Origin of the sequence: Streptomyces sp. NPDC002088, assembly GCF_040296605.1 — a bacterium.
Taxonomy (GTDB): Bacteria; Actinomycetota; Actinomycetes; order Streptomycetales; family Streptomycetaceae; genus Streptomyces.
The window spans coordinates 224422-248252 of the sequence record NZ_JBEOXO010000007.1 but is presented as its reverse complement, the minus strand read 5'-3'; the positions used below and the strand labels follow the sequence as shown (position 1 = coordinate 248252).

The 23831-nt window shown below is 68.5% G+C and carries 25 protein-coding genes and 1 pseudogene; 9 read left to right on the top strand and 17 right to left on the bottom strand.

Annotated features, from left to right (window positions below):
- Positions 1-187: 187 nt before the first annotated feature.
- Positions 188-286 (bottom strand): annotated as a pseudogene (locus tag ABT114_RS17710) (helix-turn-helix domain-containing protein); the annotation flags it as partial.
- 246 nt (positions 287-532) lie between these two features.
- Between ABT114_RS17710 and ABT114_RS17705 the strand changes: the two are divergent.
- From ABT114_RS17705 to ABT114_RS17695, 3 genes are read left to right on the top strand one after another with little or no spacing between them, the layout of a single operon-like run.
- Positions 533-1201, top strand: a complete 669-nt coding sequence (locus tag ABT114_RS17705) for a DUF4097 family beta strand repeat-containing protein (protein ID WP_351143434.1) — start codon at positions 533-535, stop codon at positions 1199-1201.
- A gap of 34 nt (positions 1202-1235) precedes the next feature.
- Positions 1236-2192, top strand: a complete 957-nt coding sequence (locus tag ABT114_RS17700; RefSeq protein WP_351143432.1) for an ATP-binding cassette domain-containing protein — start codon at positions 1236-1238, stop codon at positions 2190-2192.
- On the top strand, positions 2189-3004 hold the full coding sequence (locus tag ABT114_RS17695; RefSeq protein ID WP_351143430.1) for an ABC transporter permease: 816 nt from the start codon (positions 2189-2191) through the stop codon (positions 3002-3004). The genes ABT114_RS17700 and ABT114_RS17695 overlap by 4 nt, the downstream gene beginning before the upstream one ends.
- Positions 3005-3440: 436 nt before the next feature.
- Here the strand turns inward: ABT114_RS17695 and ABT114_RS17690 are convergent, their stop codons facing one another.
- The gene (locus tag ABT114_RS17690; RefSeq protein WP_351143428.1) at positions 3441-3716 is read right to left on the bottom strand and encodes a DUF5959 family protein; all 276 of its coding nucleotides are present in this window, start codon (positions 3714-3716) and stop codon (positions 3441-3443) included.
- A gap of 613 nt (positions 3717-4329) precedes the next feature.
- Positions 4330-4755: an ATP-binding protein gene (locus ABT114_RS17685; RefSeq protein WP_351143426.1), complete on the bottom strand. Its 426-nt coding sequence runs from the start codon at positions 4753-4755 to the stop codon at positions 4330-4332.
- A 225-nt stretch (positions 4756-4980) separates the two neighbouring features.
- On the opposite strand from ABT114_RS17685, the gene ABT114_RS17680 reads away from it, so the two are divergent.
- A complete protein-coding gene (locus ABT114_RS17680) occupies positions 4981-5832 on the top strand; it encodes a helix-turn-helix domain-containing protein (RefSeq protein WP_351143424.1) in 852 nt (283 codons plus the stop codon).
- Positions 5833-5840: 8 nt separating this feature from the next.
- Complete coding sequence (locus tag ABT114_RS17675; RefSeq protein ID WP_351143422.1) at positions 5841-6053, top strand: DUF397 domain-containing protein; 213 nt, start codon at positions 5841-5843, stop codon at positions 6051-6053.
- On the opposite strand, the gene glmS is transcribed toward ABT114_RS17675, so the two are convergent.
- The 3 genes from glmS to ABT114_RS17660 form a co-directional block, all read right to left on the bottom strand.
- The gene (gene glmS, locus ABT114_RS17670; protein WP_351143420.1) at positions 6014-7861 is read right to left on the bottom strand and encodes a glutamine--fructose-6-phosphate transaminase (isomerizing); all 1848 of its coding nucleotides are present in this window, start codon (positions 7859-7861) and stop codon (positions 6014-6016) included. The two genes, ABT114_RS17675 and glmS, sit on opposite strands and share 40 nt — an antisense overlap.
- Before the next feature lie 170 nt (positions 7862-8031).
- Positions 8032-8877 carry an SDR family oxidoreductase gene (locus ABT114_RS17665; protein WP_351143418.1) on the bottom strand — a complete coding sequence of 282 codons (846 nt, stop codon included), beginning with the start codon at positions 8875-8877 and terminating at the stop codon, positions 8032-8034.
- A 104-nt stretch (positions 8878-8981) separates the two neighbouring features.
- The gene (locus ABT114_RS17660) at positions 8982-9746 is read right to left on the bottom strand and encodes an SDR family NAD(P)-dependent oxidoreductase (protein ID WP_351143416.1); all 765 of its coding nucleotides are present in this window, start codon (positions 9744-9746) and stop codon (positions 8982-8984) included.
- Between the two features lie 246 nt (positions 9747-9992).
- On the opposite strand from ABT114_RS17660, the gene ABT114_RS17655 reads away from it, so the two are divergent.
- The gene (locus tag ABT114_RS17655) at positions 9993-10883 is read left to right on the top strand and encodes a helix-turn-helix transcriptional regulator (RefSeq protein WP_351143414.1); all 891 of its coding nucleotides are present in this window, start codon (positions 9993-9995) and stop codon (positions 10881-10883) included.
- 183 nt (positions 10884-11066) lie between these two features.
- On the top strand, positions 11067-12056 hold the full coding sequence (gene coaA / locus ABT114_RS17650) for a type I pantothenate kinase (RefSeq protein WP_351143412.1): 990 nt from the start codon (positions 11067-11069) through the stop codon (positions 12054-12056).
- A gap of 88 nt (positions 12057-12144) precedes the next feature.
- On the opposite strand, the gene glmM is transcribed toward coaA, so the two are convergent.
- The 3 genes from glmM to rplM form a co-directional block, all read right to left on the bottom strand.
- On the bottom strand, positions 12145-13503 hold the full coding sequence (gene glmM / locus ABT114_RS17645; RefSeq protein WP_351143410.1) for a phosphoglucosamine mutase: 1359 nt from the start codon (positions 13501-13503) through the stop codon (positions 12145-12147).
- Between the two features lie 218 nt (positions 13504-13721).
- Positions 13722-14243, bottom strand: a complete 522-nt coding sequence (rpsI, locus tag ABT114_RS17640; RefSeq protein ID WP_030950653.1) for a 30S ribosomal protein S9 — start codon at positions 14241-14243, stop codon at positions 13722-13724.
- 42 nt (positions 14244-14285) lie between these two features.
- Positions 14286-14729, bottom strand: a complete 444-nt coding sequence (rplM, locus tag ABT114_RS17635; RefSeq protein WP_351143408.1) for a 50S ribosomal protein L13 — start codon at positions 14727-14729, stop codon at positions 14286-14288.
- A gap of 623 nt (positions 14730-15352) precedes the next feature.
- On the opposite strand from rplM, the gene ABT114_RS17630 reads away from it, so the two are divergent.
- Positions 15353-16237, top strand: coding sequence for a hypothetical protein (locus ABT114_RS17630; protein ID WP_351143406.1), 885 nt, complete (start codon positions 15353-15355; stop codon positions 16235-16237).
- Between the two features lie 89 nt (positions 16238-16326).
- Positions 16327-18351 carry a glycosyl hydrolase family 28-related protein gene (locus tag ABT114_RS17625; RefSeq protein WP_351143403.1) on the top strand — a complete coding sequence of 675 codons (2025 nt, stop codon included), beginning with the start codon at positions 16327-16329 and terminating at the stop codon, positions 18349-18351.
- Between the two features lie 19 nt (positions 18352-18370).
- Here the strand turns inward: ABT114_RS17625 and truA are convergent, their stop codons facing one another.
- The 8 genes from truA to map form a co-directional block, all read right to left on the bottom strand.
- A complete protein-coding gene (gene truA, locus ABT114_RS17620) occupies positions 18371-19225 on the bottom strand; it encodes a tRNA pseudouridine(38-40) synthase TruA (RefSeq protein WP_351143401.1) in 855 nt (284 codons plus the stop codon).
- Between the two features lie 87 nt (positions 19226-19312).
- On the bottom strand, positions 19313-19810 hold the full coding sequence (gene rplQ, locus ABT114_RS17615; protein ID WP_351143399.1) for a 50S ribosomal protein L17: 498 nt from the start codon (positions 19808-19810) through the stop codon (positions 19313-19315).
- Between the two features lie 207 nt (positions 19811-20017).
- On the bottom strand, positions 20018-21040 hold the full coding sequence (locus ABT114_RS17610; RefSeq protein WP_003966937.1) for a DNA-directed RNA polymerase subunit alpha: 1023 nt from the start codon (positions 21038-21040) through the stop codon (positions 20018-20020).
- A gap of 123 nt (positions 21041-21163) precedes the next feature.
- Complete coding sequence (gene rpsK / locus ABT114_RS17605) at positions 21164-21568, bottom strand: 30S ribosomal protein S11 (protein WP_003956432.1); 405 nt, start codon at positions 21566-21568, stop codon at positions 21164-21166.
- Positions 21569-21637: 69 nt separating this feature from the next.
- Positions 21638-22018, bottom strand: coding sequence for a 30S ribosomal protein S13 (gene rpsM, locus ABT114_RS17600; RefSeq protein ID WP_009300593.1), 381 nt, complete (start codon positions 22016-22018; stop codon positions 21638-21640).
- Between the two features lie 209 nt (positions 22019-22227).
- Positions 22228-22341, bottom strand: coding sequence for a 50S ribosomal protein L36 (gene rpmJ / locus ABT114_RS17595; protein ID WP_003998809.1), 114 nt, complete (start codon positions 22339-22341; stop codon positions 22228-22230).
- Positions 22342-22400: 59 nt separating this feature from the next.
- Positions 22401-22622: a translation initiation factor IF-1 gene (gene infA / locus ABT114_RS17590; RefSeq protein ID WP_003948620.1), complete on the bottom strand. Its 222-nt coding sequence runs from the start codon at positions 22620-22622 to the stop codon at positions 22401-22403.
- A gap of 306 nt (positions 22623-22928) precedes the next feature.
- Entirely contained in the window at positions 22929-23765 is an 837-nt protein-coding gene (gene map, locus ABT114_RS17585) for a type I methionyl aminopeptidase (protein WP_351143397.1), read from the bottom strand.
- Positions 23766-23831: the final 66 nt, after the last annotated feature.

Here is a 23831-nt window from a genome sequence, read left to right as displayed (position 1 = left end):
GACGGTGCAACAGGTCTGCCAATGGGGCGGAGCCCTGAAGTCCGGCCGCCGTCATGGCAGGTGCGGGACACGGTCCCGCAGAGCGCACGTCAGCCCTGACCGGGCGCGGATCCGGGAACCGTCGTCTCGACCGGGTCCCCGGCTGCCACTCCCCCGAACTCCACTCGCCGCGCCCGCGCCCTCGCCCTCGGCCGAGGCGTCGGGCGATCTCCGCGTACGCGAGACCGTCGGCCAGTCCCAACGCGATCTCCCGGCGTTCCTGCCGGGTGAGCCCGCCTCCCGGCATCGCGGCCCCCTTCGTGGCCCTTGATGTCTCCCCTAATAGCGTTCACCTCCATTTCATTGCAACGAAGAGCATGAGTGAACGTTGCGTTAGATTCAGAACCGTTGCAACGAAATTGCCAACTTCACCTGCATGAATGGTGATTGCTCGCAACAAGTGCGTTGCTGGAACTGTGAATGCAACGTAGCTTTTCCATCATCAGAAACGGCGGGCCGACGGAGTGCTCGCCGCAGAAGAAGGAGAAGCACCATGCAGAAGTTCGACACCCCCGCCCCGGTCACCGCCATCCTCGACATCCCCGCGGGACGCATCCGGCTCATCGCCGCCGACCGGGCCGACACCACGGTCGAGGTCCTGCCCGCGGACCCCTCGAAGAGCCGCGACGTGCAGGCGGCGGAGCAGACCACGGTCGAATACGGCGACGGCGTCCTGCGGATCGACGTTCCGGCGAAGAACCAGCTCCTCGGCGCTTCCGGATCCATTGAGGTGACCGTCCAACTGCCCACCGGCTCCCGCGTCGAGGGGAAGGCGGCCGCCGCCGAGTTCCGGGCCGTCGGACGGTTCGGCGACATCACCTTCGAGGGCGCGTACGGCGCGACCAAGCTCGACGAGGCCGCGAGCGTCCGCCTCACCGTTGTTGCCGGTGACGTCTCGGTCGGCCGCCTCAGCGGCCCCGCACAGATCAGCACCCAAAAGGGCGACATCCAGATCGCCGAGGCCGTGCGCGGCACGGTCGTGCTGCGCACCCAGATGGGCGATGTGTCGGTCGGCGCCGCCGCCGGAGTCTCCGCCTCCCTGGACGCCGACACCAGCTACGGCCGGATCCGCAACACGCTCAAGAACACCGACGGCGCCGCCGCCGGCCTGACCATCCAGGCCACCACCGCCTACGGCGACATCACCGCCCGCAGCCTCTGAAACTGCCCGCAGCCTTAAAAAGGGAGCACCTTTCATGACCAACTGGGCCATCGCGGCGAACGAGCTGCGCAAGTCCTACGGCGACAAGGTCGTGCTCGACGGCGTCGACCTGGCCGTCGCCGAAGGAACGATCTTCGCGCTGCTCGGCCCGAACGGCGCCGGCAAGACCACCGCCGTGAAGATCCTCTCCACCCTCATCACCGCGGACGCCGGCGAGATCCACGTCGGCGGGCACGACCTGGCCGCCGACCCCCAGGCGGTGCGCGCCGCGATCGGCGTCACCGGCCAGTTCTCCGCCGTCGACGGCCTGATCACCGGCGAGGAGAACATGCTCCTCATGGCGGACCTGCACCACCTCTCCCGCAGCGAGGGCCGCCACACCGCCGCCGAACTGCTGGAGCGCTTCGACCTCACCGAGGCCGCGAAGAAGCCTGCCTCCACCTACTCCGGAGGTATGAAGCGCCGCCTCGACCTCGCCATGACCCTGGTCGGCAACCCGCGGATCATCTTCCTCGACGAACCGACCACCGGCCTCGACCCGCGCAGCCGCCACAACATGTGGCAGATCATCCGCGAACTCGTCTCCGACGGCGTCACCGTCTTCCTCACCACCCAATACCTGGAGGAGGCCGACGAACTCGCCGACCGCATCGCCGTGCTCAACGACGGCAAGATCGCCGCGGAAGGGAGCGCCGACGAGCTGAAGCGGCTCATCCCCGGCGGGCACGTCCGCATCCGCTTCACCGACCCGGCCGCCTACCAGTCGGCCGCCTCCGCGCTGCGCGAGGTCACCTGCGACGACGAATCCCTCGCCCTACAGATCCCCAGCGGCGGCAGCCAGCGCGAGCTGCGCACCCTCCTCGACCGGCTGGACTCGGCCGGCATCGAGGCCGACGAGCTGACCGTGCACACCCCCGACCTCGACGACGTCTTCTTCGCCCTGACCGGCGGCGCCGCCGTCCCCCACCAGCCCAAGGAGACCGCCCGATGAGCACTGTGCAGCTTCCCGCCCGCCCGTCCCGGCTCTCCCTCGCCGTACGCGACTCGTCCACGATGCTGCGCCGCAACCTCCTGCACGCCCGGCGCTACCCATCCCTCACCCTGAACCTGCTGCTCACCCCGATCATGCTGCTGCTGCTCTTCGTCTACATCTTCGGCGACACCATGAGCGCGGGCATCGGCGGCGGGGCGGACCGCTCCGCCTACATCGCCTATCTCGTCCCGGGCCTGCTGCTGATGACCATCGGCAGTACCACGATCGGCACCGCGGTCTCCGTCTCCAACGACATGACCGAGGGCATCATCGCCCGCTTCCGCACCATGGCCATCCACCGCGGGTCGGTGCTCATCGGACACGTCATCGGCAGCGTCCTGCAGGCCATCATCAGCGTGGTCCTCGTCGGCGCCGTCGGCGTGGCCATCGGCTTCCGCTCCACCGACGCCACCGTCCTGGAATGGCTCGCGGCCTTCGGACTGCTCACGCTGTTCGCCCTGGCGCTCACCTGGATCGCGGTCGGAATGGGCCTGGTCAGCCCGAACGCCGAGGCCGCCAGCAACAACGCCATGCCGCTGATCTTCCTGCCGCTCATCTCCAGCGCCTTCGTCCCGGTCGACGCGATGCCGGGCTGGTTCCAGCCGATCGCCGAATACCAGCCGTTCACACCCGCCATCGAAACCCTGCGCGGCCTGCTCCTCGGCACCGAGATCGGCAACAACGGATGGATCGCCGTTGTTTGGTGCCTGGGCCTCGCGGTCCTCGGCTACCGCTGGTCGACCTCGAAGTTCAACCACGACCCGAAATAACCGCCATGACAACGCGGGCCACCTCCCGCAACTCGCCCCACCCCAGGGCGGCGTACACCGACATCCCGTCGCGTACGCCGCCCCGTCCGTGTGCAAGGACCACGGGCCCGGTGAGGGCTTCAAGCCGCCCCCAACTCGCACCACACGAACTTCCCCCGGTTGCCTGCGATGATGCCAAGTGTGGAGAGTCCCGAGGCGGAGTCCTGGTTCCGGTTTCTGGTCGGGTCGTTGGCAGTGGTGGCCGCAGACCCAGACGAGCTGATCAACGCCTGGCTGGACACACACAGGTTCGACATCGACGACGTCGTTTTGGATTTCGAGTGTGCCGTGGGGCCACTCGATTACCTGGTCGAAGCCGGCCTCGTGACGGAGGAGATCGCGAGCCTGCTCCAACGAGTTACTGCCGTGTTCGAGGACTTGAGCAGAGCCGAGAACGTCACGCGCTGGACGGATGAAGCACTAGCCACTGACCCAGCCTGGGTCGCAGCCAGGGAGCTTGCCCGACGAGACAACGCTCCCAGTCGTCCAGATCCCCGAGCGACACCTGCAAGCCGACCCGACCATTGACGAAGCCGCTCTCAAGCACGATCTCGGCGGCGTAGTATCGCTCGTCACCCATCGTCAGAGGCGCAACGCACCTCACCTCAACGGCGACGCTCTGGACCGGATCTGCGAACCGGAAGAGTTCGAACGTCTGCGCTTCGTCGACCACAGTTGCCTCTTGAGCACTCGATGGATCAGGTTGCCCTTGATCCTCCCCCAGAGCACCGCGCCGGACGACAGCTTCATCTTGCCGAGACATGCGGGACAGCCCTTACATTCCGCGTGGCGGCCGTACCACGTCTCCAGACGCTCGTCGGAGGCCATGGGCAAGCCCCGTCCCGCGGGTCGATGACCGGGCCGCTACCCGCACACCTACGGGGTTCCCCCGTCGACATCGACTTCCCCTGGCGCCTGACCGTGCCGACGCTGGACCAATTCTGACCGTTCGGGTTCGGGCGACCTTGCCCCAAGCGTCGTTGGCCTCGGCGGCCTCGCCGAAGGTGTGGTAACCAGTCACCTCGGCCTCGACGACCGGGGCGGCCTCCCGTACGAGGCGACCCAGCACGTCGTAGCGATACATGGTGGTGTACGCGATCGGGTCCGCGCCGGTGGCGTTGCCGACGATTGCTTTCCGTCCAGCCGGAACTGCACCGATCATGAATCTTCGGGGTGAACGGTGGAACTGTCACAGGATTGGCAGATCTGTACCACTCGCGGCCTCCGCACGGTACTGCAACGGCCACGGAGCCCGGGACGAATCCACCAATCCCACGCGCCAACAGCTAAGCCACCCCCAACTCGCACCACACGAGCTTGCCCCGGTTGCCGAACCTGGACAGCGGCTGCCAGCCCCACCCATCGGCACACGCCCGCACCAACCCCAGCCCACGCCCCTCCTCCACCTCCCCGAGCTGCTCCAACTCCCCCGGCGGCGGGGGCGGCTCCGGGTCGGCATCCCATGCCCCGATCCGCAACACGCCCGCCGACCAGCGCACCCGCAGCGCGGCGGGCCCCTTGGTGTGGCGTACGGCGTTGGAGATCAGCTCGGTGGCGAGGAGTTCGGCGGTGTCGACGAGCCCGATCAATCCGTGCAGGGTGAGGATCAGGCGGAGGGTGCGGCGGCAGACGGTGACGGCTCGGGGGTCGTTGGGGATGTAGAGGGAGTACTCCCAGGGCTCGTTCGGCTCATTGGGCTCGTTTTCAGGCATGCGGCAACTCCCATTCACTGGTGGGGGGTTGCGGTCGGCGGGCGGTGGCAGTGCCGCAGCCGTCATGGCAGGACGGGGCGGTGCGCTTCCGGGATCCCGGCATTCCGCAGCGTGTGCGTCGCATCACTGACGGTAGGGGTTAATGTTTCGGTTCGGCAAGCCGATCGCGTAATCTGACGCCCGAACGAGTCGCAGTCACAGGCGCATTGCACCGAGGAGCAGTCGATGACGACCAGGCGCGAACCAACGGCACGTCAGATGCGCCTGGCGGTTGAACTGCGCAGACTTCGCGAGGCGGCCGGCCTCAGCGCCCGGCAGGCGGCAGCGCTGCTCGGAGTGAGCCCCGTCCAGATGAGTCACATCGAGTCCGGCCTCTCAGGGGTGAGCGAGGAGCGGTTGCGCCGGCTTGCGTCCCACTATGCGTGCACAGACGGTGAGTTCATCGAAGCCTTGGTCGCAGTGGCCACCGATCGGACACGCGGCTGGTGGGAGGAGTACCGAGGCCTGCTGCCCACGTCGTTCCTGGACCTGTCCGAACTGGATCACCACGCCTCGTTCCGCCGTGATGTGGCCATCCTTTACGTACCGGGCCCACTACAGACGGAGGGCTACGCCCGCGCGGTCTTCTCCTCCCGGGTGCCCGAACTCACCCACGACGAACTTGAGTTGCGCATCCGCCACCGGATCGCCCGCCAGGTGATCATCGACGGCCCCTCCCCCATCCCGTACGAAGCAGTGATCCACGAGGCAGCGCTGCGGATCAGGGTCAGCGATCGCGCCGCATCCCGGGCTCAACTCGCCCGGCTCCTGGAGCTCTCCGAATCGGACCACGTCAGCGTGCGTGTCATCCCCTTCGATTTGGACGACTTCGCCAGGGCGGCCAGCACCATGACGTACATGGGCGGTCCCGTGCCCAAGCTGGACACGGTGGTGCGCGATGTGCCCCATGGCTCAGCCTTCATCGATTCCGAAGCCCAACTCGGCGCTTTTCGAACGCGCTTCCGTAAGGTAGAAGCAGTGGCACTCGAACCCGAGCAGTCGCGTGACTTCATCCACCGACTGACGAAAGAGCTGTGAGGCACTCCATGGACAACTGGCGGAAGTCGTCCTACTCGGGCCCCGATGACGGCAACGACTGCGTCGAGATCGCGAACTCACACACCCACGTGGCCATACGCGACTCCAAGGCCCCGGCCGACCGCACCCTCGTCTTCCCAGCCGGGTCCTTCACCCCCTTCATCGAAGCCCTAAAGGAAACTCACTCCACCGTCACCGACTTCGCCAGGTTCCGAGGCTGATCCACCTCGTTGCCCCGAGCCGTGGCCAGCTCACACGCGAAGACCTGCAAGGGCACCGTAGCCACCAGCGGCTGAAGCAAGGTCGGAGTCGCCGGGATCCGGATCAGATGGTCGGCGTACGGGACGACCGCCTCATCCCCCTCCTCCGCGATCACGATCGTCCGCGCACCCCGCGCCCGGATCTCCTGGATGTTGGACACGATCTTGTCGTGGAGGACGGACCGGCCACGCGGCGACGGCACGACGACCACCACCGGCAGGTCCTCCTCGATCAGCGCGATCGGGCCGTGCTTCAACTCGCCCGCAGCGAAGCCCTCGGCGTGCATGTACGCCAGCTCTTTCAGCTTCAGCGCACCCTCCAACGCCACCGGATACCCCACGTGCCGCCCCAGGAACAGCACTGTCTTCTTCTCCGCCAGCGTGCGTGCCAGCGCCCGCACCGGCTCCATCGTCTCCAGGACCCGGTCGACCTCGCCGGAGATCTGCGACAGGTCCCGGATGACGGCCCGGATCTCGTCGCCCCACTTGGTGCCCCGCACCTGGCCCAGATACAGCGCCACCAGATAGCAGGCCACGAGTTGCGTCAGGAACGCCTTCGTCGAGGCGACCGCAACCTCCGGCCCGGCGTGCGTGTACAGCACCGCGTCGGACTCGCGCGGGATCGTAGAGCCGTTGGTGTTGCAGATCGCCAGCACCTTGGAGCCCTGCTCGCGGGCGTGCCGGAGGGCCATGAGCGTGTCCATGGTCTCGCCGGACTGGGAGATGGCGATCACCAGGGACCTGGAGTCCAGGATCGGATCCCGGTAGCGGAACTCGCTCGCCAGCTCCACCTCGCACGGGATGCGGGTCCAGTGCTCGATGGCGTACTTGGCGATCAGCCCGGCATGGAAGGCCGTACCGCACGCGACGATGACGACCTTGTCCACCTCGCGCAGCTCGGCGGTGGAGATACGGACCTCGTCGAGCGTCAGCGAACCGGACGCGTCGATGCGGCCCAGGAGCGTATCGGCGACCGCCTTGGGCTGCTCGGCGATCTCCTTGAGCATGAAGTAGTCATAACCCCCCTTTTCCGCGGCCGACGCGTCCCAGTCGACGTGATAGGAGCGCACCTCCGCCGGACGGCCGTCGAAGCCCGTCACGGTCACGCCTTCCCGGCGCAGCTCCACCACCTGGTCCTGACCCAGCTCGATCGCCGACCGCGTATGGGCGATGAACGCGGCGACATCCGAGGCGAGAAAGGCCTCGCCCTCTGCGACGCCCACCACGAGCGGCGAGTTCCGCCGCGCCCCCACGACCACGTCCGGCTCGTCCGCGTGCACCGCGACCAGCGTGAACGCGCCCTCCAGGCGTCGGCACACCAGCCGCATCGCCTCCGCCAGGTCCGCGCAGGAGGAGAACTCCTCGGCGAGCAGGTGCGCGACCACCTCGGTGTCCGTCTCGGACGTCAGCTCGTGACCGCGCTCCGCCAGCTCGGCCCGCAGCGCCGCGAAGTTCTCGATGATCCCGTTGTGCACGACAGCGACGCGCCCCGCGTTGTCGAGATGCGGATGCGCGTTCGCATCCGTGGGGCCGCCATGCGTGGCCCACCGCGTGTGCCCGATACCCGTCATCCCGGTCGGCAGCGGCCGCTCGACCAGCTCCTTCTCCAGGTTGACCAGCTTCCCGGCCCTCTTCGCCGCGGCCAGCCCGCCGTCCGCCAACACGGCGACGCCCGCCGAGTCGTACCCCCGGTACTCCAGCCGCTTGAGTCCGGCCATGACAACATCGAGCGCCGGCTGCGCCCCCACGTATCCCACGATTCCGCACATGAGCGGCAGCCTAAGGTCCGACGGCCGCCAAAAAGAGCCGCCGCGTGCCCGAAATCGGAAATTCCCACCGGGGTACGAACGTCCCGGCGAGCACCTGGCCGACCTCACTAGGCACACCCGGCGGCGGCCTCCGCCTCGGCCCGGGTGCGGGCCGGGGCGTGGAGTGGTGCTCAGGCGTCGGTGTCGTCGTAGGCCAGGTTGGCACCGAGTTCGCGGGAGGCCTCGGCCTGGGCCAGCAGTTCCTTGGCCTTGGCCTCGACGCCCTCGATGGCGTCCGCGCCGGCGACGAAGCGCAGCAGCGGCTTGTCCTGGTCGGCGATGGTCAGCAGGGCGCGGGCGAGCTTGGCGGGGTCGCCGCTCTGCTGACCGTTCATGCTCTTCCAGGCCGCGATGGTCGCGGTGGTGCGCTCGGCGTAGTCGTCGATGGTCGGCTCGGGCCAGATGGTGGAGCCGTCTACGAGCAGCTCGGTGCGGAAGAAGCCGGGCTCCACGACCGTGGTGTGGATGCCGTACGGCTCCACGTCATAGCGCAGCGACTCCATCCAGCCCTCGACGCCGAACTTGGAGGCGGCATACGCGACGCAGAACTCCTGGCCGATCAGGCCGGCGGAGGAGGAAAGGGTGATGACATGACCGGCGCGCTGCCCCCGCATGATGGGCAGGACGGCGCGGGTGACGTTCATCGGGCCGAAGAGATTGGTCTCGATCTGCTGGCGCATCTGCGCGGGCGTGATCTCCTCGAAGTAGCCGGCGAAGAAGTTCCCGGCGTTGTTGACCAGGACGTCGATGCGGCCAAAGCGGTCGACGGCGGCCTGCGCGGCGGCCTCGGCGTCCTCCAGGTCGGTGACGTCCACCTTGGTGACCAGCAGGTTGTCCTGCGGCCCGCCCAGAGTCTTCTCGACCTCTTCGGGACGGCGGCCGGTGGCGACGACCCGGTGGCCGGCTGCGAGGGCCTCGCGGACGATGTCCGTGCCCAGACCGCGTCCGGCACCGGTGACGAAAATGACCTTGCTCATGAGGGATTCCTTTTCAGGTGCCGTGTCCCGGCACCTGTGGTGGTGGTGATGGGTGGTGTCCCAGCCGGTAGACGGGCAACGGGACGAGGTCGGAACCCGACCGGTCAGGCCTGGTCGGTCGGCATGATCCACAGCTCGCCGACGGAGGCGTGGCGAGGACGGGTGACCATGTAGGCGACGCCGTCGGCGATGTCCTCGGGGCGGAGGACCTCGGTCGTCTCGTAGAACGGGTTGATCATCGCGTCGCGGACCTCGGCCTTGTTGTGCGAGCCGAGCTCGGTGTCCACGCCGCCCGGCTCCAGGACACCGACGCGTACGTGCCGCTGGGTGACCTCCTGGCGCAGGGACTCGGTGAAGCCGTTCACGCCGAACTTGGTGAGGTTGTAGACGCCATAGCCGTTCCAGGCCACACGACCGGCGATCGAGCTGATGTTGACGATGTCGGCGACCCTGCGCGGACCCTCCTCGGCGGCCCTGAGCAGGTGCGGGAGAGCAGCGCGGGTGGTGTAGAGCAGACCCTGGACGTTGACGGCGAGCATGCGCTCCCACTCCTCGACGTCCGCTCCGACGACGGGGCCGAGCAGCATGAGGCCGGCGTTGTTGACCAGGGTGTCCAGCCGTCCGAAGTGCTCGACGGTCTGTTGGACGGCCGCCTCGGCCTGGGTGCGGTCGGTGATGTCCGCCTCCACGACCAGGGCGGAGCCGCCCGCCTTCTGGATCTCGACGGCCAGCTCGTCCAGGCGGTCTTTGCGGCGGGCCACGAGGGCGACGGAGGCGCCGTGCTCGGCGAGCTCGCGGGCGGTGGCGGCACCGATGCCGCTGCTCGCGCCGGTGACGAGAGCGACGGTGCCGGTCAGGTTCGTTGCCATGAGGGACTTCCTCTTCTCCGGCCGCACGGCGCAGGGCACAGGCAGCCAGGGCTTTGCATGAGGCGGATCGGGTGAATCGGGGGCGGCCTGCCAGCGCCGTGATCGGTGCGGTGCAGTGGGCCCGCTATCCAGGCAACCACCGCCCGGCCCCCCTTGGGGGCCCGTACGGGGGCCTGCTCTTCCGGGGGTCTGGCAGTACCCCTTTCACCAGCTGAGAGGGGAAGGGGTCCGCCGTACGGTGGGTCCATGGACCGCAGCACCGAGATCCGTGAGTTCCTGCGCACCCGCCGGGCTCGGATCACCCCCGAACAGGCCGGCCTCGCCCCGCACCCGGGCGCCCGCCGGGTGCCGGGGCTGCGCCGGGAGGAAGTCGCCCAGCTGGCCGGGGTCAGCGTCGACTACTACGTCCGCCTGGAACGCGGCCGCACCCAAGGGGTCTCCGAGACCGTCCTCGATGCCGTCGCACGCGCCTTGCATCTGGACGACACCGAACGTGCCCACCTCTTCGATCTCGCCCAGCCCACCGCGGCCCGCGCCCGCAACCGGCGGCCACAGCCGCCGCAGCGCGTGCGCCCGGCCGTGTACCGGGCCCTTGACTCGCTTGCCGTCCCAGCTGTGGTGCAGGGGCGGCGCATGGACGTCCTGGCGGCCAACCGACTCGGTTACGCCCTCATCGCGGACTTCCAGGCCCGCCCCCATCACGAGCGCAACGCCGCACGCTTCGTCTTCCTCGACGAAGCCGCACACGCGCTGTACACCGACTGGGAACGGGTCGCCGCCGACTGCGTGGCCACGCTGCGCCTGTACGCCGGACGCCACTCCGACGACCCACAACTCACCGAGCTGATAGGCGAGCTGTCCCTGCACAGCGACACCTTCCGCCGCCTGTGGGCCGACCACGACGTCCAGGCCCACACCACGGGCACCAAACGCCTCCACCACCCGCTCGTCGGCGACCTCACCCTCGACTACGTGGTTCTCGCCGTCGAAGGCGACCCCGACCAGACACTCATCATCTACACCCCCGAACCTGCCTCCCCCTCCGCGGAAGCCATCGGCATCCTCGCCAGCTGGACCAACACCACCGCTTCCGGGCCGCACGCCGCCCACGAGGAATCACACGATCCAGCCGGCTGACGGAACTCAAGGTCGGTTCCTTCGCTCTCGAAGAGTGCCGGCGGGCCCTGAGGCTGTAGAGACGGCCGGGCCGCCCCGACGGCGGCGAAGTCGCCACAGCACCGCACGGGCGATGACGGCTTCGTCGGTCCCGCGTGACGCACCCCACCTCCCACCCCGTTCAAACTCCGTTAACAATGGACTGTGATCTCTCCGGTCTCCCCGATCTCCCGGAGCGCCCACCGGCACAAGCCGGAGGCGACTCCCTACGTCGACCTCACCCGAGCCGAGTGGAGCGCGCTGCGTGAGAAGACGCCGCTGCCGCTCACCGCCGAGGAGGTCGAGAAGCTGCGCGGTCTCGGCGATGTCATCGACCTCGACGAGGTGCGGGACGTCTACCTCCCGCTGTCCAGACTGCTCAACCTCTACGTCGGCGCCACGGACGGGCTCAGAGGGGCGCTCAACACCTTCCTCGGCGAACAGGGCTCCCAGTCCGGCACCCCGTTCGTCATAGGCGTCGCGGGCTCGGTCGCGGTCGGCAAGTCGACCGTCGCCCGGCTCCTCCAAGCGCTGCTCTCCCGCTGGCCCGAGCACCCGCGCGTCGAGCTGGTGACCACGGACGGTTTCCTGCTTCCCACCAAGGAGCTGGAGGCCCGCGGCCTGATGTCGCGGAAGGGTTTCCCCGAGTCGTACGACCGCCGCGCCCTGACCCGTTTCGTCGCCGACATCAAGGCCGGCAAGGACGAGGTGACGGCGCCCGTCTACTCGCACCTCATCTACGACATCGTCCCCGACCAGCGGCTCACGGTCCGCCGCCCCGACATCCTGATCGTCGAGGGCCTGAACGTCCTGCAGCCCGCCCTCCCCGGCAAGGACGGCCGCACCCGGGTCGGTCTCGCCGACTACTTCGACTTCAGCGTGTACGTCGACGCCCGCACCGAGGACATCGAGAGCTGGTACCTCAACCGGTTCAAGAAGCTGCGCGCGACCGCCTTCCAGAACCCGTCCTCGTACTTCCGCAAGTACACCCAGGTCTCCGAGGAGGAGGCCCTCGACTACGCCCGCACCACCTGGCGCACCATCAACAAGCCCAACCTCGTGGAGAACGTGGCCCCCACCCGCGGCCGCGCGACCCTGATCGTGCGCAAGGGCCCGGACCACAAGGTGCAACGGCTCAGCCTGCGCAAACTCTGACGGCCACTCAGCCCCGGAAAACGGCCGGCACCGCCCACCAAGTGGGCGGTGCCGGAAAGGCCCGTCAGGGGTTCAGCCAGGAACTGGTCTAGCCGAGCGCCGACTTCACCGCATCCGCCAACCGCCCGGCCACCGACCGCGCCTGATCGATGTCCGCCGCCTCGACCATGACGCGGACCAGCGGCTCCGTACCGGACGGCCGCAGCAACACCCGTCCCGTGGAGCCGAGTTCCCGCTCCGCCTCGGCCACCGCGGCGGCGAGATCCGCGGACGTCCCGACCCGTGCCTTGTCCACGTCCGGCACATTGACGAGGACCTGCGGCAGCCGCTCCATCACGGACGCGAGCTCCCGCAGCGAACGCCCGCTCTGCGCGACCCGCGCGGCCAGCATCAGCCCGGTCAGCGTGCCGTCGCCGGTCGTCGCGTGGTCGAGGATGATCACGTGCCCGGACTGCTCGCCGCCGAGGGCGTAGCCGTGCTGCTTCATCTCCTCCAGGACGTAGCGGTCGCCGACCGCGGTCTGGATGAGCTTGAGGCCCTCGCGCTCCAACGCCAGCTTGAAGCCCAGGTTGGACATCACGGTCGCGACGACGGTGTCGGAGCGCAGTGCGGAACGCTCCCGCATCGCCAGCGCGAGCACGGCGAGGATCTGGTCGCCGTCGATCTCCGCACCGGTGTGGTCCACGGCGAGGCAGCGGTCGGCATCACCGTCGTGCGCGATGCCGAGTGCGGCACCGTGCGCGACGACGGCCTCCTTCAGCGGGCCGAGGTGCGTCGATCCGCAGCCGTCGTTGATGTTGAGCCCGTCCGGCTCGGCACCGATGGTGATCACTTCGGCGCCGGCCCGCGTGAACGCCTCGGGCGAGACCCGCGCGGCAGCGCCGTGCGCCTCGTCGAGGACGATCTTCAGACCGTCCAGCCGGTTCGGGAGCACGGCGATGAGGTGGGCGACGTACTTGTCGAACCCTTCGTCGTACGACCGCACGCGCCCGACACCCGCGCCCGTCGGCCGCTCCCAGGGCGCGCCGGTGCGGTGCTCCTCGTAGACGGTCTCGATCTTGTCCTCGAGCTCGTCGGCGAGCTTGTGGCCGCCGCGGGCGAAGAACTTGACGCCGTTGTCGGGCATGGCGTTGTGGCTGGCGGACAGCATCACGCCGAGGTCGGCACCGAGCACGCCGGTGAGGTACGCCACCGCCGGCGTCGGCAGCACACCGACGCGCAGGACGTCGACGCCCGCGCTCGCGAGGCCCGCGACCACGGCGGCCTCGAGGAACTCCCCGGACGCGCGCGGATCCCGCCCGACCACCGCCGTCGGCCGGTGGCCCGCGAACGTACCCGCCTCGGCCAGCACGTGCGCCGCCGCGACGGACAGACCGAGCGCCATCTCGGCCGTCAGATCCGCGTTGGCGACACCGCGCACGCCGTCCGTGCCGAAGAGTCGTCCCACGTGTCCTCCTGAGGAAGCGTCAGTTACGGAAGTCGTGCGCCGGTGCGGCCCACACACGGGACTCCCGCATCCCAGGCATACGATGCCTGAACATCCGATAGCACAAGCCATTGAGCGTCTTGTGCCGTTATACGCCCGAAGGCTGTGATAAACGAACGCCCCGGCGGCACTGTGGCGTGCCGCCGGGGCGTTCGGAGTACCTGCAGGGCAGCTGGTGATTAACGCTTGCTGTACTGCGGGGCCTTGCGGGCCTTCTTCAGACCGGCCTTCTTGCGCTCGACCGCACGGTCGTCGCGCTTGAGGAAGCCGGCCTTCTTGAGCGGGCCGCGGTTGTTGTCCACGTCCGCCTCGTTCAGGGCGCGGGCCACGCCGAGGCGCAGGGCACCGGCCTGACCGGAGACACCGCCACCCGCGATGCGGGCGATGACGTCGTAGCGGCCCTCGAGCTCGAGCACCTTGAAGGGCTCGTTGACTTCCTGCTGGTGCACCTTGTTCGGGAAGTAGTCCTCGAGGGTGCGACCGTTGATCTTCCACTTGCCGGTGCCCGGGACGATCCGGACGCGGGCGATGGCGTTCTTGCGACGGCCCAGGCCGGCGGCCGGCTGCGGCTCGCCGAAGCGGGAAGCCAGCGACTCCGAGGTGTACTCGCCCTCGACGGGAACCTCGGACTCGGTGGTGTAGCTGTCAATGTCGACGAGCTCAGTCTCTTCGACCGGCTGCTCAACGGTGGTCTCGGCCACGATTCTCCTCAGATTTCTTTTCGTCTTAGGGGGTGGCCGGAACTACTGCGCGACCTGGGTGATCTCGAACGGCACCGGCTGCTGGGCAGCGTGCGGGTGCTGGTCGCCCGAGTAGACCTTCAGCTTCGAGAGCATCTGACGGCCCAGGGTGTTCTTGGGGAGCATGCCCTTGACGGCCTTCTCGATGGCCTTCTCGGGGTTCTTGGCAAGCAGCTCGTCGTAGCGGACGGAGCGCAGACCACCCGGGTAACCCGAGTGGCGGTACGCCATCTTCTGGGTCCGCTTGTTGCCGGAGAGGTGCACCTTGTCGGCGTTGATGATGACGACGAAGTCACCGGTGTCGACGTGCGGGGCGTAGATCGGCTTGTGCTTGCCACGGAGGAGGCTGGCGGCAGTGGTGGCGAGACGACCCAGGACAACGTCCTGAGCATCGATGACGTGCCACTGGCGCGTCACATCGCCGGGCTTGGGGCTGTACGTACGCACGGTTCGTAGCCTTCGCTTCTTCAGTGAATGGTCCTGACAGGTCACCAAAGACGATCACGACAGCCCTGACCGCACTGCGGTGACGCAAACCGCGTGCTGGTCGCTGGTCATCGGCCCGGTGGACCGGTGTAAGGGCCCGTCCCGTGAGAAGGCAAGCCAATACACAACGAAGAATCAGAGTACCCGGACCCCCATGGACGGGTCAAAACGAGCGTCCGCGCGTCCCTCGCGAACCCTCGCGCACCCCTTCGATCGATCTTCAGCCGGCCTTCACCGGGCCCCAGAAGGACCTCGAAAGGACTTCGACCTGACCCATACCGCACGCCGATGTGAGATCAGGCACCCCCGGCAGGTCGTACGAGATCCGAGTGCCGCCGTCGCGCCAGGTACAGTCCGGGCCCGCTCTGTATATACAGCTTCGCACGCGCGGCCTCGCCACATGACCGTACATGCCACGTGACCGTCCGTAGCCTCGCACGCGTATACGCAGGTCCGGCCCCTCCACCCCGGCGCGGATCACCCGGACATGTCGCCTATAACCCTCCTTGCGCCGCGAACGCCCGTGACTCCAGGGCGCGTTGAGACAGAACCGCATCCCCCGCGTCCCGTCTAAGATGCGCCCCATGAGCTATGGGCAGGGGGGACCCCAGTCCCAGTGGGATCCCTGGAAACCGAATTCCCAGCAGCCGTGGACCAGCGGCAGCGACGGGCAGTCCCCGGACTGGGCGGCACTCGCCGAGGCCTCGGAGACGCGCAACAAGCGGCGGAAGATCCTCTTCATCGGCGGCGGCGTGCTGGCCACGGTCGGGATCGGCACCGCCGTCGCCATGGGCGTGGTGTCGGCGAACGGCGACTCGGAGGCGTCGAACCAGCCGGCCTCCCAGCTGCCCTCGACCGCGGACATACCGAGCGGCGGCGCCACCTCGACGCCGTCGTTCGCCCCTACGACCGCCCCGCCCCCGCTGGACCCGAAGGACTTCGTGGCCAGCGCCAAGAAGGACACGGCGCCGCTCGGCCCGGACATCCTCTTCCCGGGCACGCAGCTGACCGTGAGCGAGACCGTGTACAAGAAGAGCGCCACGGCCGACACGAAGAGCTGCGCCACGGCCGCCCAGGGCACGCTTCCGAAGATCCTCACCGCCAACGGCTGCACCCGGCTGATGCGCGTCACCTACACCAAGGACGACATCGCGGTGACCGTCGGCGTGGCCGTCTTCGACACCGAGGCGCAGGCCACCAAGGCCAAGGGCCAGGCCGACAGCAAGAGCATCGTCAAGGCGCTGTCCGGCAAGGGCGTCAAGGACTTCTGCAGCGGCGCCGTCTGCCGCTCCACTACGAACGCCTACGGCCGCTACGCCTACTTCACGATCACCGGCTTCCCCAGCGGCAAGGACGTCACGGCCAAGGACACCAAGGTGTTCAGCACGGGTGACGACCTCGCCGACTTCGCCTTCCGGCAGATCCGCCGGCGCGGCGAGGCCCAGGCGTCGGCCGCGGCCGACGAGTGACGCCCGACAAGAACGTGTGAGAGCCTCCCCCAACAGGTGATCATGCTGATCGCCTTCGCCTTCGGCCGATCCCTTGGGGGGACCAGCACGTGAGCACTTCCCGTACGTCCAGACGCCGTCTGCTCGCGAGCGCCGCGGGCCTCGGTGGCGCCGCTCTCGCCACGACCGTCGCCGCGGCGGGCGAGGCGGCCGCCGCTGACGCCCTCGCAGGGTGGCTGAATGTCAAAGACTCCGCTTTCGGCGCCCTCGGCGACGACTCGACCGACGACCAGCCCGCGATCCAGAAAGCCATCGACGCCGCAGGCCAGGGCGGCACGGTCTACTTCCCGCCGGGCAAGTACCGCATCGCCTCACCGCTGAAGCTCTCCCTCGGCGTGACGCTGCGCGGCGACTGGAACCCGCACTTCCCGGTGCGTACCAACATGCCCGACTCCTTCCTGCGCCCCGGCATCGGCAACTTCACCGGCGAAGCCCTGATCGTCATCGACCCGGCCCCGGTGCAGGGCACGTACACCGACTCCGCCTACCGGGGCGGGCCGCGCCTGTACGGCCTCGCACTCGACGGGCGCGACACGCTGACCAAGGTGCCGGACGGCGCGACGGTGGGCGATCCCATCGACGGCATCCGCATCAACCCCGGCGTCAAGGACGTCGGCATGGACAAGGTGACGGTCTGGCGGTTCACCGGCAACGGCGTCAACGCCCAGAACGCGGCCGCCTTCCAGTTCAACCAGGTCCACTGCGTGGACAACAACCTCCACGGCTTCACCTGGGGCGACTCCCAGGGCACCGGCGGCGGCCTGGTCGACGCCGACCTGTTCCAGTGCTACTCCCAGGGCAACAGCCTGCACGGCTACGACATCCTCAACCCCAACGCCGTGACCATGGTCGACTGCCGCTCCGAGTGGAACGGCCAGCACGGCTACAACATCACCGGCATCAACTACTCCATGGTCGTCGTCGGCTGCAACACCGACCGCAGCGGCCAGGACGGCTTCCACGTCGCCACCTCCGCCGGCGGCCGCTTCATCCAGTTCCTGGGCTGCCTGGCCAAGCGGGACGGCAAGGCGGGCACCGGCTACTCCGGCTTCAGCATCACGGGCAGCGCCGCCGAGGGCGTCGTCCTCACCGGCTGCTCCACCTCGACGGGCCGCAACGACGACAACACGGGCGACTACTCCCCGTCGTACGGCATCACCACCTCCGCCCTGAACTCCGCCAGCTGCGTCTCGGTCGTCGGCGGCGAGTACGTCGGCGTCACGGCCCCCTTCAACGACGCCGGCGCGGTCGTCGTACGGCACAGCGGCGTCACCGCGGGCACCCACACCGACGCGGGCATCACCTGGGACAAGTCCGACGTCCACATGGTGTCCGGGGCCGCCGGAACCACCCGTGACGTGCAGTTCTGGTCGCGCGGCAAGAACCGCCGCTGGGCGCTGCGCACCACCGACGCCGCCGAGTCCGGCTCGGGCGACGGCTCCGACTTCGCCCTCGTCCGGTACGCCGACGACGGCACCGCGATCGACACCCCGGTCACCGTCCGCCGCAACACCGGCCGCATCACCCTCGGCCAGTCCGGTACGACCCCGGGCGTGGTCGTCAACGCCACCGCGAGCCCAGGCGTCAGCCTCGTCCAGACCCAGGCCGCCGGCCAGGGCTACGCCGTCACCGGCGCCGACACCGCCTCGCGGGCCTTCCAGTCCCAGGTCACCGGCGACTCGGTCAACCGCTTCGCCGTGGACATCGCCGGCACCCAGAGCTTCGGCGCCGGCGGCTCCACCGGCCGGGACACCAGCTGGGGGCGGCTGGGCGCGGCCCAGGTCGGCAGCGCCGACTCGGACATCGTGGCGGGCCTGGCCGGCAAGGGCATCAAGGTCAAGGAGGGCACCAACGCGAAGATGGGCACGCTCACCCTGAACGGCGCCACCGCGGTCACGGTCGCGACCACCGCGGTCACCGCCACCAGCCGCATCTTCCTGACCGTCCAGGCCCCCGGCGGCACCCCGGCCGGCATCGCCTACGTCTCCGCCCGCACCGCCGGCACGTCCTTCAGCGTCAAGGGCGTCGCCGGGGACACCTCGACGGTGGCGTGGCTGATCGTGGAACCGGCCTAGGCGCGGGCGCGGGGCCGGGTCAGCAGCATCCGGCCCCGGGCAGCGTCCGCTTGTTCCGCGCCTCCTTGTTGCGCGCGGCAAGCAGCTCGTCGGCCGGGTAGCCGACCTCTTCGAGGGTCAGCCCGTGCGGCCGTACGACATGCACAGCCGAATCCCGTACGCCGACGGCGAGCACCTTGCCCGGCCAGTCGGGCCCGCGGTGCCCGTCCCCCACGAACAGCAGCGCCCCGATCAGCGAGCGCACCATGTTGTGGCAGAAGGCGTCGGCCCGGACGGTGGCGGTGATGATTCCGTCCTCGCCCTTGCGCAGACTCAGCTCCTGGAGCGTACGAATGGTGGTCGCGCCCTCCCGTCGCTTGCAGTAGGCGGCGAAGTCGTGTTCCCCGAGGAGCCGCTGGGCGGCCTCGTTCATGGCGTCGACGTCGAGCGGCCAGTCGTGCCAGAGGACGTGGTTGCGCAGGAGGGGGTCGACGCCGCCGGGGTTGTCGGTGACCCGGTAGGCGTACCGCCGCCAGACGGCCGAGAACCGGGCGTTGAAGCCACTGGGCGCCTCCCGCAGGGCCCACACCCGTACGTCCTTGGGCAGGCGCCCGGCGAGTCGCTTGAGCAGCTTGTCGTGGTGCTCGCCCCAGACCTCCCGGGGAAGATCGACATGGGCGACCTGCCCGCGCGCGTGCACACCGGCGTCGGTCCGCCCGGCGACGGTCAGTTCGTACGTCTCCCTCGACCGCGTGACGGTCCGCAGGGCGTCCTCGATCTCGCCCTGCACGGTCCGCCGTCCCCCGGCCTGCTTGGCCCACCCGGAGAACTCGGTCCCGTCGTACGACAGATCCAACCGCACCCGTACGAACCCGGGCTGTACTTCGTCACTCACCCCTAGATCCTCTCAGCACTGCGTCCTTCGGGAAACGCGGAACGGGCCCGCCCCGAAGGGCGGACCCGTTCACTGCAAGGCAGAGCCTCAGGCGTCCTTGGACTCCTCGGCGGGAGCCTCGTCGGCCGGAGCCGCGTCCTCGACGACCTCGTCCTTCTTGAGGGCGTCTTCCTTGACGGCACGCTTGGTGGCCGCCTCGGCCTCACCGGTGGCCTGCTGGGCCACGGTCAGGGCCTCCACCAGCTCGATGACAGCCATGGGCGCGTTGTCGCCACGGCGGTTACCGATCTTGGTGATACGGGTGTAGCCACCCGGGCGGTTCTCGTAGCGCGGGCCGATCTCGGTGAAGAGCGTGTGGACGATGCTCTTGTCCGTGATCACCTGGAGCACCTGACGGCGGTTGTGAAGGTCGCCCTTCTTCGCCTTGGTGACCAGACGCTCGGCGTACGGCCGCAGCCGACGGGCCTTCGCCTCGGTGGTGGTGATACGGCCGTGCTCGAACAGCGACTTCGCGAGGTTCGCGAGGAGCAGCTTCTCGTGCGCGGCGCTGCCGCCCAGACGGGCACCCTTGGTGGGCTTCGGCATGGTGTTTCTCCTAGGTGTCTGCCCCGGCCGTATCAGGTACCGAGGTCAGTGTCCGAGCGGGCGATCGCCCGTCGGAGATCCGGAGGCAGCCCCGCAGGGGGCGCCTCCGGAAGGGGCGCGGGACGTTGTCGATATGCGGCTCCGCCGCGCGAGCGCGACAAGCCACAACGCACCCGCACCCGAGTACGGACCGTCCGGCCCGAGCTCTTAGTACTGCTCGGTCTCGACGAACCCGGCGTCCGCGTCGTCGTCGGCGCCGAAGGCGTCGGCGGCAGCGGTCGGGTCGAATCCGGGCGGGCTGTCCTTGAGGGCCAGGCCCATGCCAGCCAGCTTCGCCTTGACCTCGTCGATCGACTTCGCACCGAAGTTGCGGATGTCGAGGAGGTCGGCCTCGGAGCGGGCGACGAGCTCACCCACGGAGTGGATGCCCTCACGCTTGAGGCAGTTGTAGGAGCGGACCGTGAGCTCCAGCTCCTCGATCGGCAGCGCCAGGTCGGCGGCAAGGGCGGCGTCCGTGGGGGACGGGCCCATGTCGATGCCCTCGGCGTCGATGTTGAGCTCGCGGGCCAGACCGAACAGCTCCACCAGGGTCTTACCGGCGGACGCCATGGCGTCACGGGGACGCATGGCCTGCTTGGTCTCGACGTCGACGATCAGCTTGTCGAAGTCGGTGCGCTGCTCGACACGGGTCGCCTCGACCTTGTACGTGACCTTCAGCACCGGCGAGTAGATGGAGTCGACCGGGATACGGCCGATCTCCTGCCCCACCTGCTTGTTCTGCACGGCGGAGACGTAACCACGGCCACGCTCGACCGTGAGCTCCATCTCCAGCTTGCCCTTGCCGTTGAGCGTGGCGAGGACGAGGTCGGGGTTGTGCACCTCGACACCGGCCGGGGGCGCGATGTCGGCGGCGGTGACCAGACCCGGGCCCTGCTTGCGCAGGTACATCACGACCGGCTCGTCGTGCTCCGAGGAGACGACCAGCTGCTTGATGTTGAGGATGAGGTCGGTGACGTCCTCCTTGACGCCCGGCACGGTGGTGAACTCGTGCAGGACACCGTCGATACGGATGGACGTGACCGCCGCACCCGGGATCGAGGAGAGGAGCGTACGACGCAGGGAGTTGCCGAGGGTGTAACCGAAGCCCGGCTCCAGCGGCTCGATCACGAACCGGGAGCGGAACTCGTCGACGACCTCTTCGGTCAACGAGGGACGCTGAGCGATCAGCATGTTTTGATCCTTCAGTCATGGGCGCCCGCTATTTGACGCCCTGCTGTTACTGCAAGGGTACGGGCGATACGCCTCCGAAGAGCCGTACCGCCCGAAAGCCTAAGAAGAACTACCGGTCGCGGTTTACACGCGGCGGCGCTTCGGCGGACGGCAGCCGTTGTGCGGGGTGGGGGTGACGTCCTGGATGGAGCCGACCTCGAGGCCAGTGGCCTGGAGGGAGCGGATCGCGGTCTCGCGACCGGAGCCCGGGCCCTTCACGAAGACGTCAACCTTGCGCATGCCGTGCTCCTGCGCGCGGCGCGCGGCCGACTCGGCGGCCATCTGCGCGGCGAACGGGGTCGACTTGCGCGAGCCCTTGAAGCCGACGTGGCCGGCGGAGGCCCAGGAGATCACGTTGCCCGACGGGTCCGTGATCGAGACGATCGTGTTGTTGAACGTGCTCTTGATGTGGGCGTGCCCGTGAGCGACGTTCTTCTTTTCCTTGCGGCGCACCTTCTTGGCAGCGCCCTGACGACCCTTGGGGGGCATCTATAACTCCTACGGGGAGGTGGTCGGTCCTACAGCGAAGACCGCTGATGAAGCGTTGTCCGCTGAGGACTACTTCTTGCCCGGCTTCTTCTTGCCGGCGATGGCGCGACGCGGGCCCTTGCGGGTACGAGCGTTCGTGCTGGTGCGCTGACCGCGGACGGGCAGACCGCGGCGGTGCCGCAGACCCTGGTAGCAGCCGATCTCGACCTTGCGGCGGATGTCGGCCTGGATCTCGCGACGGAGGTCACCCTCGGTCTTGATGTTGTTGTCGACGTACTCGCGGATCGCGACGAGCTGCTCCTCGGAGAGGTCGCGAACGCGGGTGTTCGGGTCGACGCCGGTCGCTGCCAGCGTCTCCTTCGAGAGGGTCCGGCCGATGCCGAACACGTAGGTGAGGGCGACCTCCACGCGCTTTTCGCGCGGGATGTCAACACCGGAAACGCGTGCCATTCAATGGCTCCAGTTGAATCTTCGGAGGTCTTCCGCAGAACCGATCCCCAGTCGCCGGCCTCTTCTGTTAGAAGATTTGGTACGAACTGGGTCCCCGGCCTCCGAGCCGGGGGTGTCAGCTTGATTCACTCAAGTCTGGGTGCTGCGTATGAACATATTCAGCTTGCGTCGCGCGAATTTCTGCGGAGTGCAGAGGGTGCGGTCGTGCGTCAGCCCTGGCGCTGCTTGTGGCGCGGGTTCTCGCAGATGACCATGACCCGGCCGTGACGGCGGATCACCCTGCACTTGTCGCAGATCTTCTTGACGCTCGGCTTGACCTTCATGGGGTGAGGTTCTCCGGGTCAGTGCCATCGCCTCGGGAGGCCCGGGGCGCGGGCAAGATCTACTTGTACCGGTAGACGATCCGGCCACGCGTCAGGTCGTACGGAGACAGCTCCACCACGACCCGGTCGTCAGGGAGGATGCGGATGTAGTGCATACGCATCTTGCCGCTGATGTGTGCCAGGACCTGGTGGCCGTTCTGGAGCTCGACCTTGAACATGGCGTTCGGCAGAGACTCGACGACAGTGCCCTCGATCTCGATGGCACCTTGCTTCTTGGCCACGCTTTGCCCTTCGAATCGACTACCTTGATCGACTCTGTACGAGCGCATGCAGGCATGCGGGTGCACGAGAGCCGACGAGTCAGTCTACGTCAGCGCACCCGGAAACACGAATCGGGGAAGTCTGCCCCACGCTGAAGATCATCATGCAACGGGGTCCGGCACAGCCGTGACCCCGTACTCCGCCGGCTTGGCCTTGCCACCGACCCAACTTCGACGCCGCTCTCGCGGGCTCAGCGCCGGGGGCGCCTCACAGGATTCGACCGGCTGCGCCGGCCTCCGGCCGACGGTCGCGGGCTCGGGCCGCCGTCAGGCAAGCGGGTCCGGCGCAGCCGTGATCCCGTACTCCGCCAGCTTGGCCTTGCCGCCGTCCGGGGCCGTGAGGACCAGCGGGCCCTGCTCGGTCAGGGCGACGGAGTGCTCCCAGTGGGAGGACCAGGTGCCGTCCGTGGTAATGACCGTCCAGTCGTCCTCGAGGACCTCGGTCTTCGGGGTGCCCAGGGAGACCATCGGCTCGATGGCGAGGCAGAAGCCGGGGATCAGCTTGGAACCCTTGCCGCGGCGGCGGTCGACGTAGTTCAGCAGGTGCGGGTCCATGTGCATCTCGGTGCCGATGCCGTGGCCGCCGTAGTCCTCGATGATCCCGTACCGGCCGCCGCCGGGCTTCGGCTGGCGGCGGATGTACGTCTCGATGGCGCGGGAGACGTCGACGAGCCGGTTGCCCTGCTTCATGGCCGCGATGCCGGCCCACATCGACTCCTCGGTCACCCGGGAGAGCTCGATCAGCTCCGGGGCGTGACCCGAACCCACGAACGCGGTGTAGGCGGCGTCGCCGTGCCAGCCGTCGACGATCGCACCGCAGTCGATGGAGATGATGTCGCCGTCCTTGAGGACGACGTCCTCGGACGGGATGCCGTGGACGACGACGTCGTTCACGGAGGTGCAGATCGTCGCGGGGAAACCGCCGTAGCCGAGGAAGTTCGACTTGGCGCCGTGCTCCGCGAGCACCTTGCGCGCGACCTCGTCCAGGTCCTTGGTCGTCGCCCCGGGTACGGCCGCCTCCCGCGTGGCCGCGTGAATGGCGGCGACGACCAGCCCCGCCGCACGCATCTTGGCGATCTGCTCGGGGGTCTTGATCTGCACCATGGGAGCTACGGCCTTTCTGGACACTCCGGACCGGAGGGACTGCGGACTGCTGACTGGCGGACTGCG

What these genes read in the sequence shown, in the direction of transcription:
- ABT114_RS17705 (WP_351143434.1), top strand. Translation starts at nt 533, where the DNA reads ATGCAGAAGTTCGACACCCCCGCCCCGGTCACCGCCATCCTCGACATC.
- ABT114_RS17700 (WP_351143432.1), top strand. Translation starts at nt 1,236, where the DNA reads ATGACCAACTGGGCCATCGCGGCGAACGAGCTGCGCAAGTCCTACGGC.
- ABT114_RS17695 (WP_351143430.1), top strand. Translation starts at nt 2,189, where the DNA reads ATGAGCACTGTGCAGCTTCCCGCCCGCCCGTCCCGGCTCTCCCTCGCC.
- ABT114_RS17685 (WP_351143426.1), bottom strand. Translation starts at nt 4,755, where the DNA reads ATGCCTGAAAACGAGCCCAATGAGCCGAACGAGCCCTGGGAGTACTCC.
- ABT114_RS17680 (WP_351143424.1), top strand. Translation starts at nt 4,981, where the DNA reads ATGACGACCAGGCGCGAACCAACGGCACGTCAGATGCGCCTGGCGGTT.
- ABT114_RS17675 (WP_351143422.1), top strand. Translation starts at nt 5,841, where the DNA reads ATGGACAACTGGCGGAAGTCGTCCTACTCGGGCCCCGATGACGGCAAC.
- glmS (WP_351143420.1), bottom strand. Translation starts at nt 7,861, where the DNA reads ATGTGCGGAATCGTGGGATACGTGGGGGCGCAGCCGGCGCTCGATGTT.
- ABT114_RS17665 (WP_351143418.1), bottom strand. Translation starts at nt 8,877, where the DNA reads ATGAGCAAGGTCATTTTCGTCACCGGTGCCGGACGCGGTCTGGGCACG.
- ABT114_RS17660 (WP_351143416.1), bottom strand. Translation starts at nt 9,746, where the DNA reads ATGGCAACGAACCTGACCGGCACCGTCGCTCTCGTCACCGGCGCGAGC.
- ABT114_RS17655 (WP_351143414.1), top strand. Translation starts at nt 9,993, where the DNA reads ATGGACCGCAGCACCGAGATCCGTGAGTTCCTGCGCACCCGCCGGGCT.
- ABT114_RS17630 (WP_351143406.1), top strand. Translation starts at nt 15,353, where the DNA reads ATGAGCTATGGGCAGGGGGGACCCCAGTCCCAGTGGGATCCCTGGAAA.
- rplQ (WP_351143399.1), bottom strand. Translation starts at nt 19,810, where the DNA reads ATGCCGAAGCCCACCAAGGGTGCCCGTCTGGGCGGCAGCGCCGCGCAC.
- ABT114_RS17610 (WP_003966937.1), bottom strand. Translation starts at nt 21,040, where the DNA reads ATGCTGATCGCTCAGCGTCCCTCGTTGACCGAAGAGGTCGTCGACGAG.
- rpsK (WP_003956432.1), bottom strand. Translation starts at nt 21,568, where the DNA reads ATGCCCCCCAAGGGTCGTCAGGGCGCTGCCAAGAAGGTGCGCCGCAAG.
- rpsM (WP_009300593.1), bottom strand. Translation starts at nt 22,018, where the DNA reads ATGGCACGCGTTTCCGGTGTTGACATCCCGCGCGAAAAGCGCGTGGAG.
- rpmJ (WP_003998809.1), bottom strand. Translation starts at nt 22,341, where the DNA reads ATGAAGGTCAAGCCGAGCGTCAAGAAGATCTGCGACAAGTGCAGGGTG.
- map (WP_351143397.1), bottom strand. Translation starts at nt 23,765, where the DNA reads ATGGTGCAGATCAAGACCCCCGAGCAGATCGCCAAGATGCGTGCGGCG.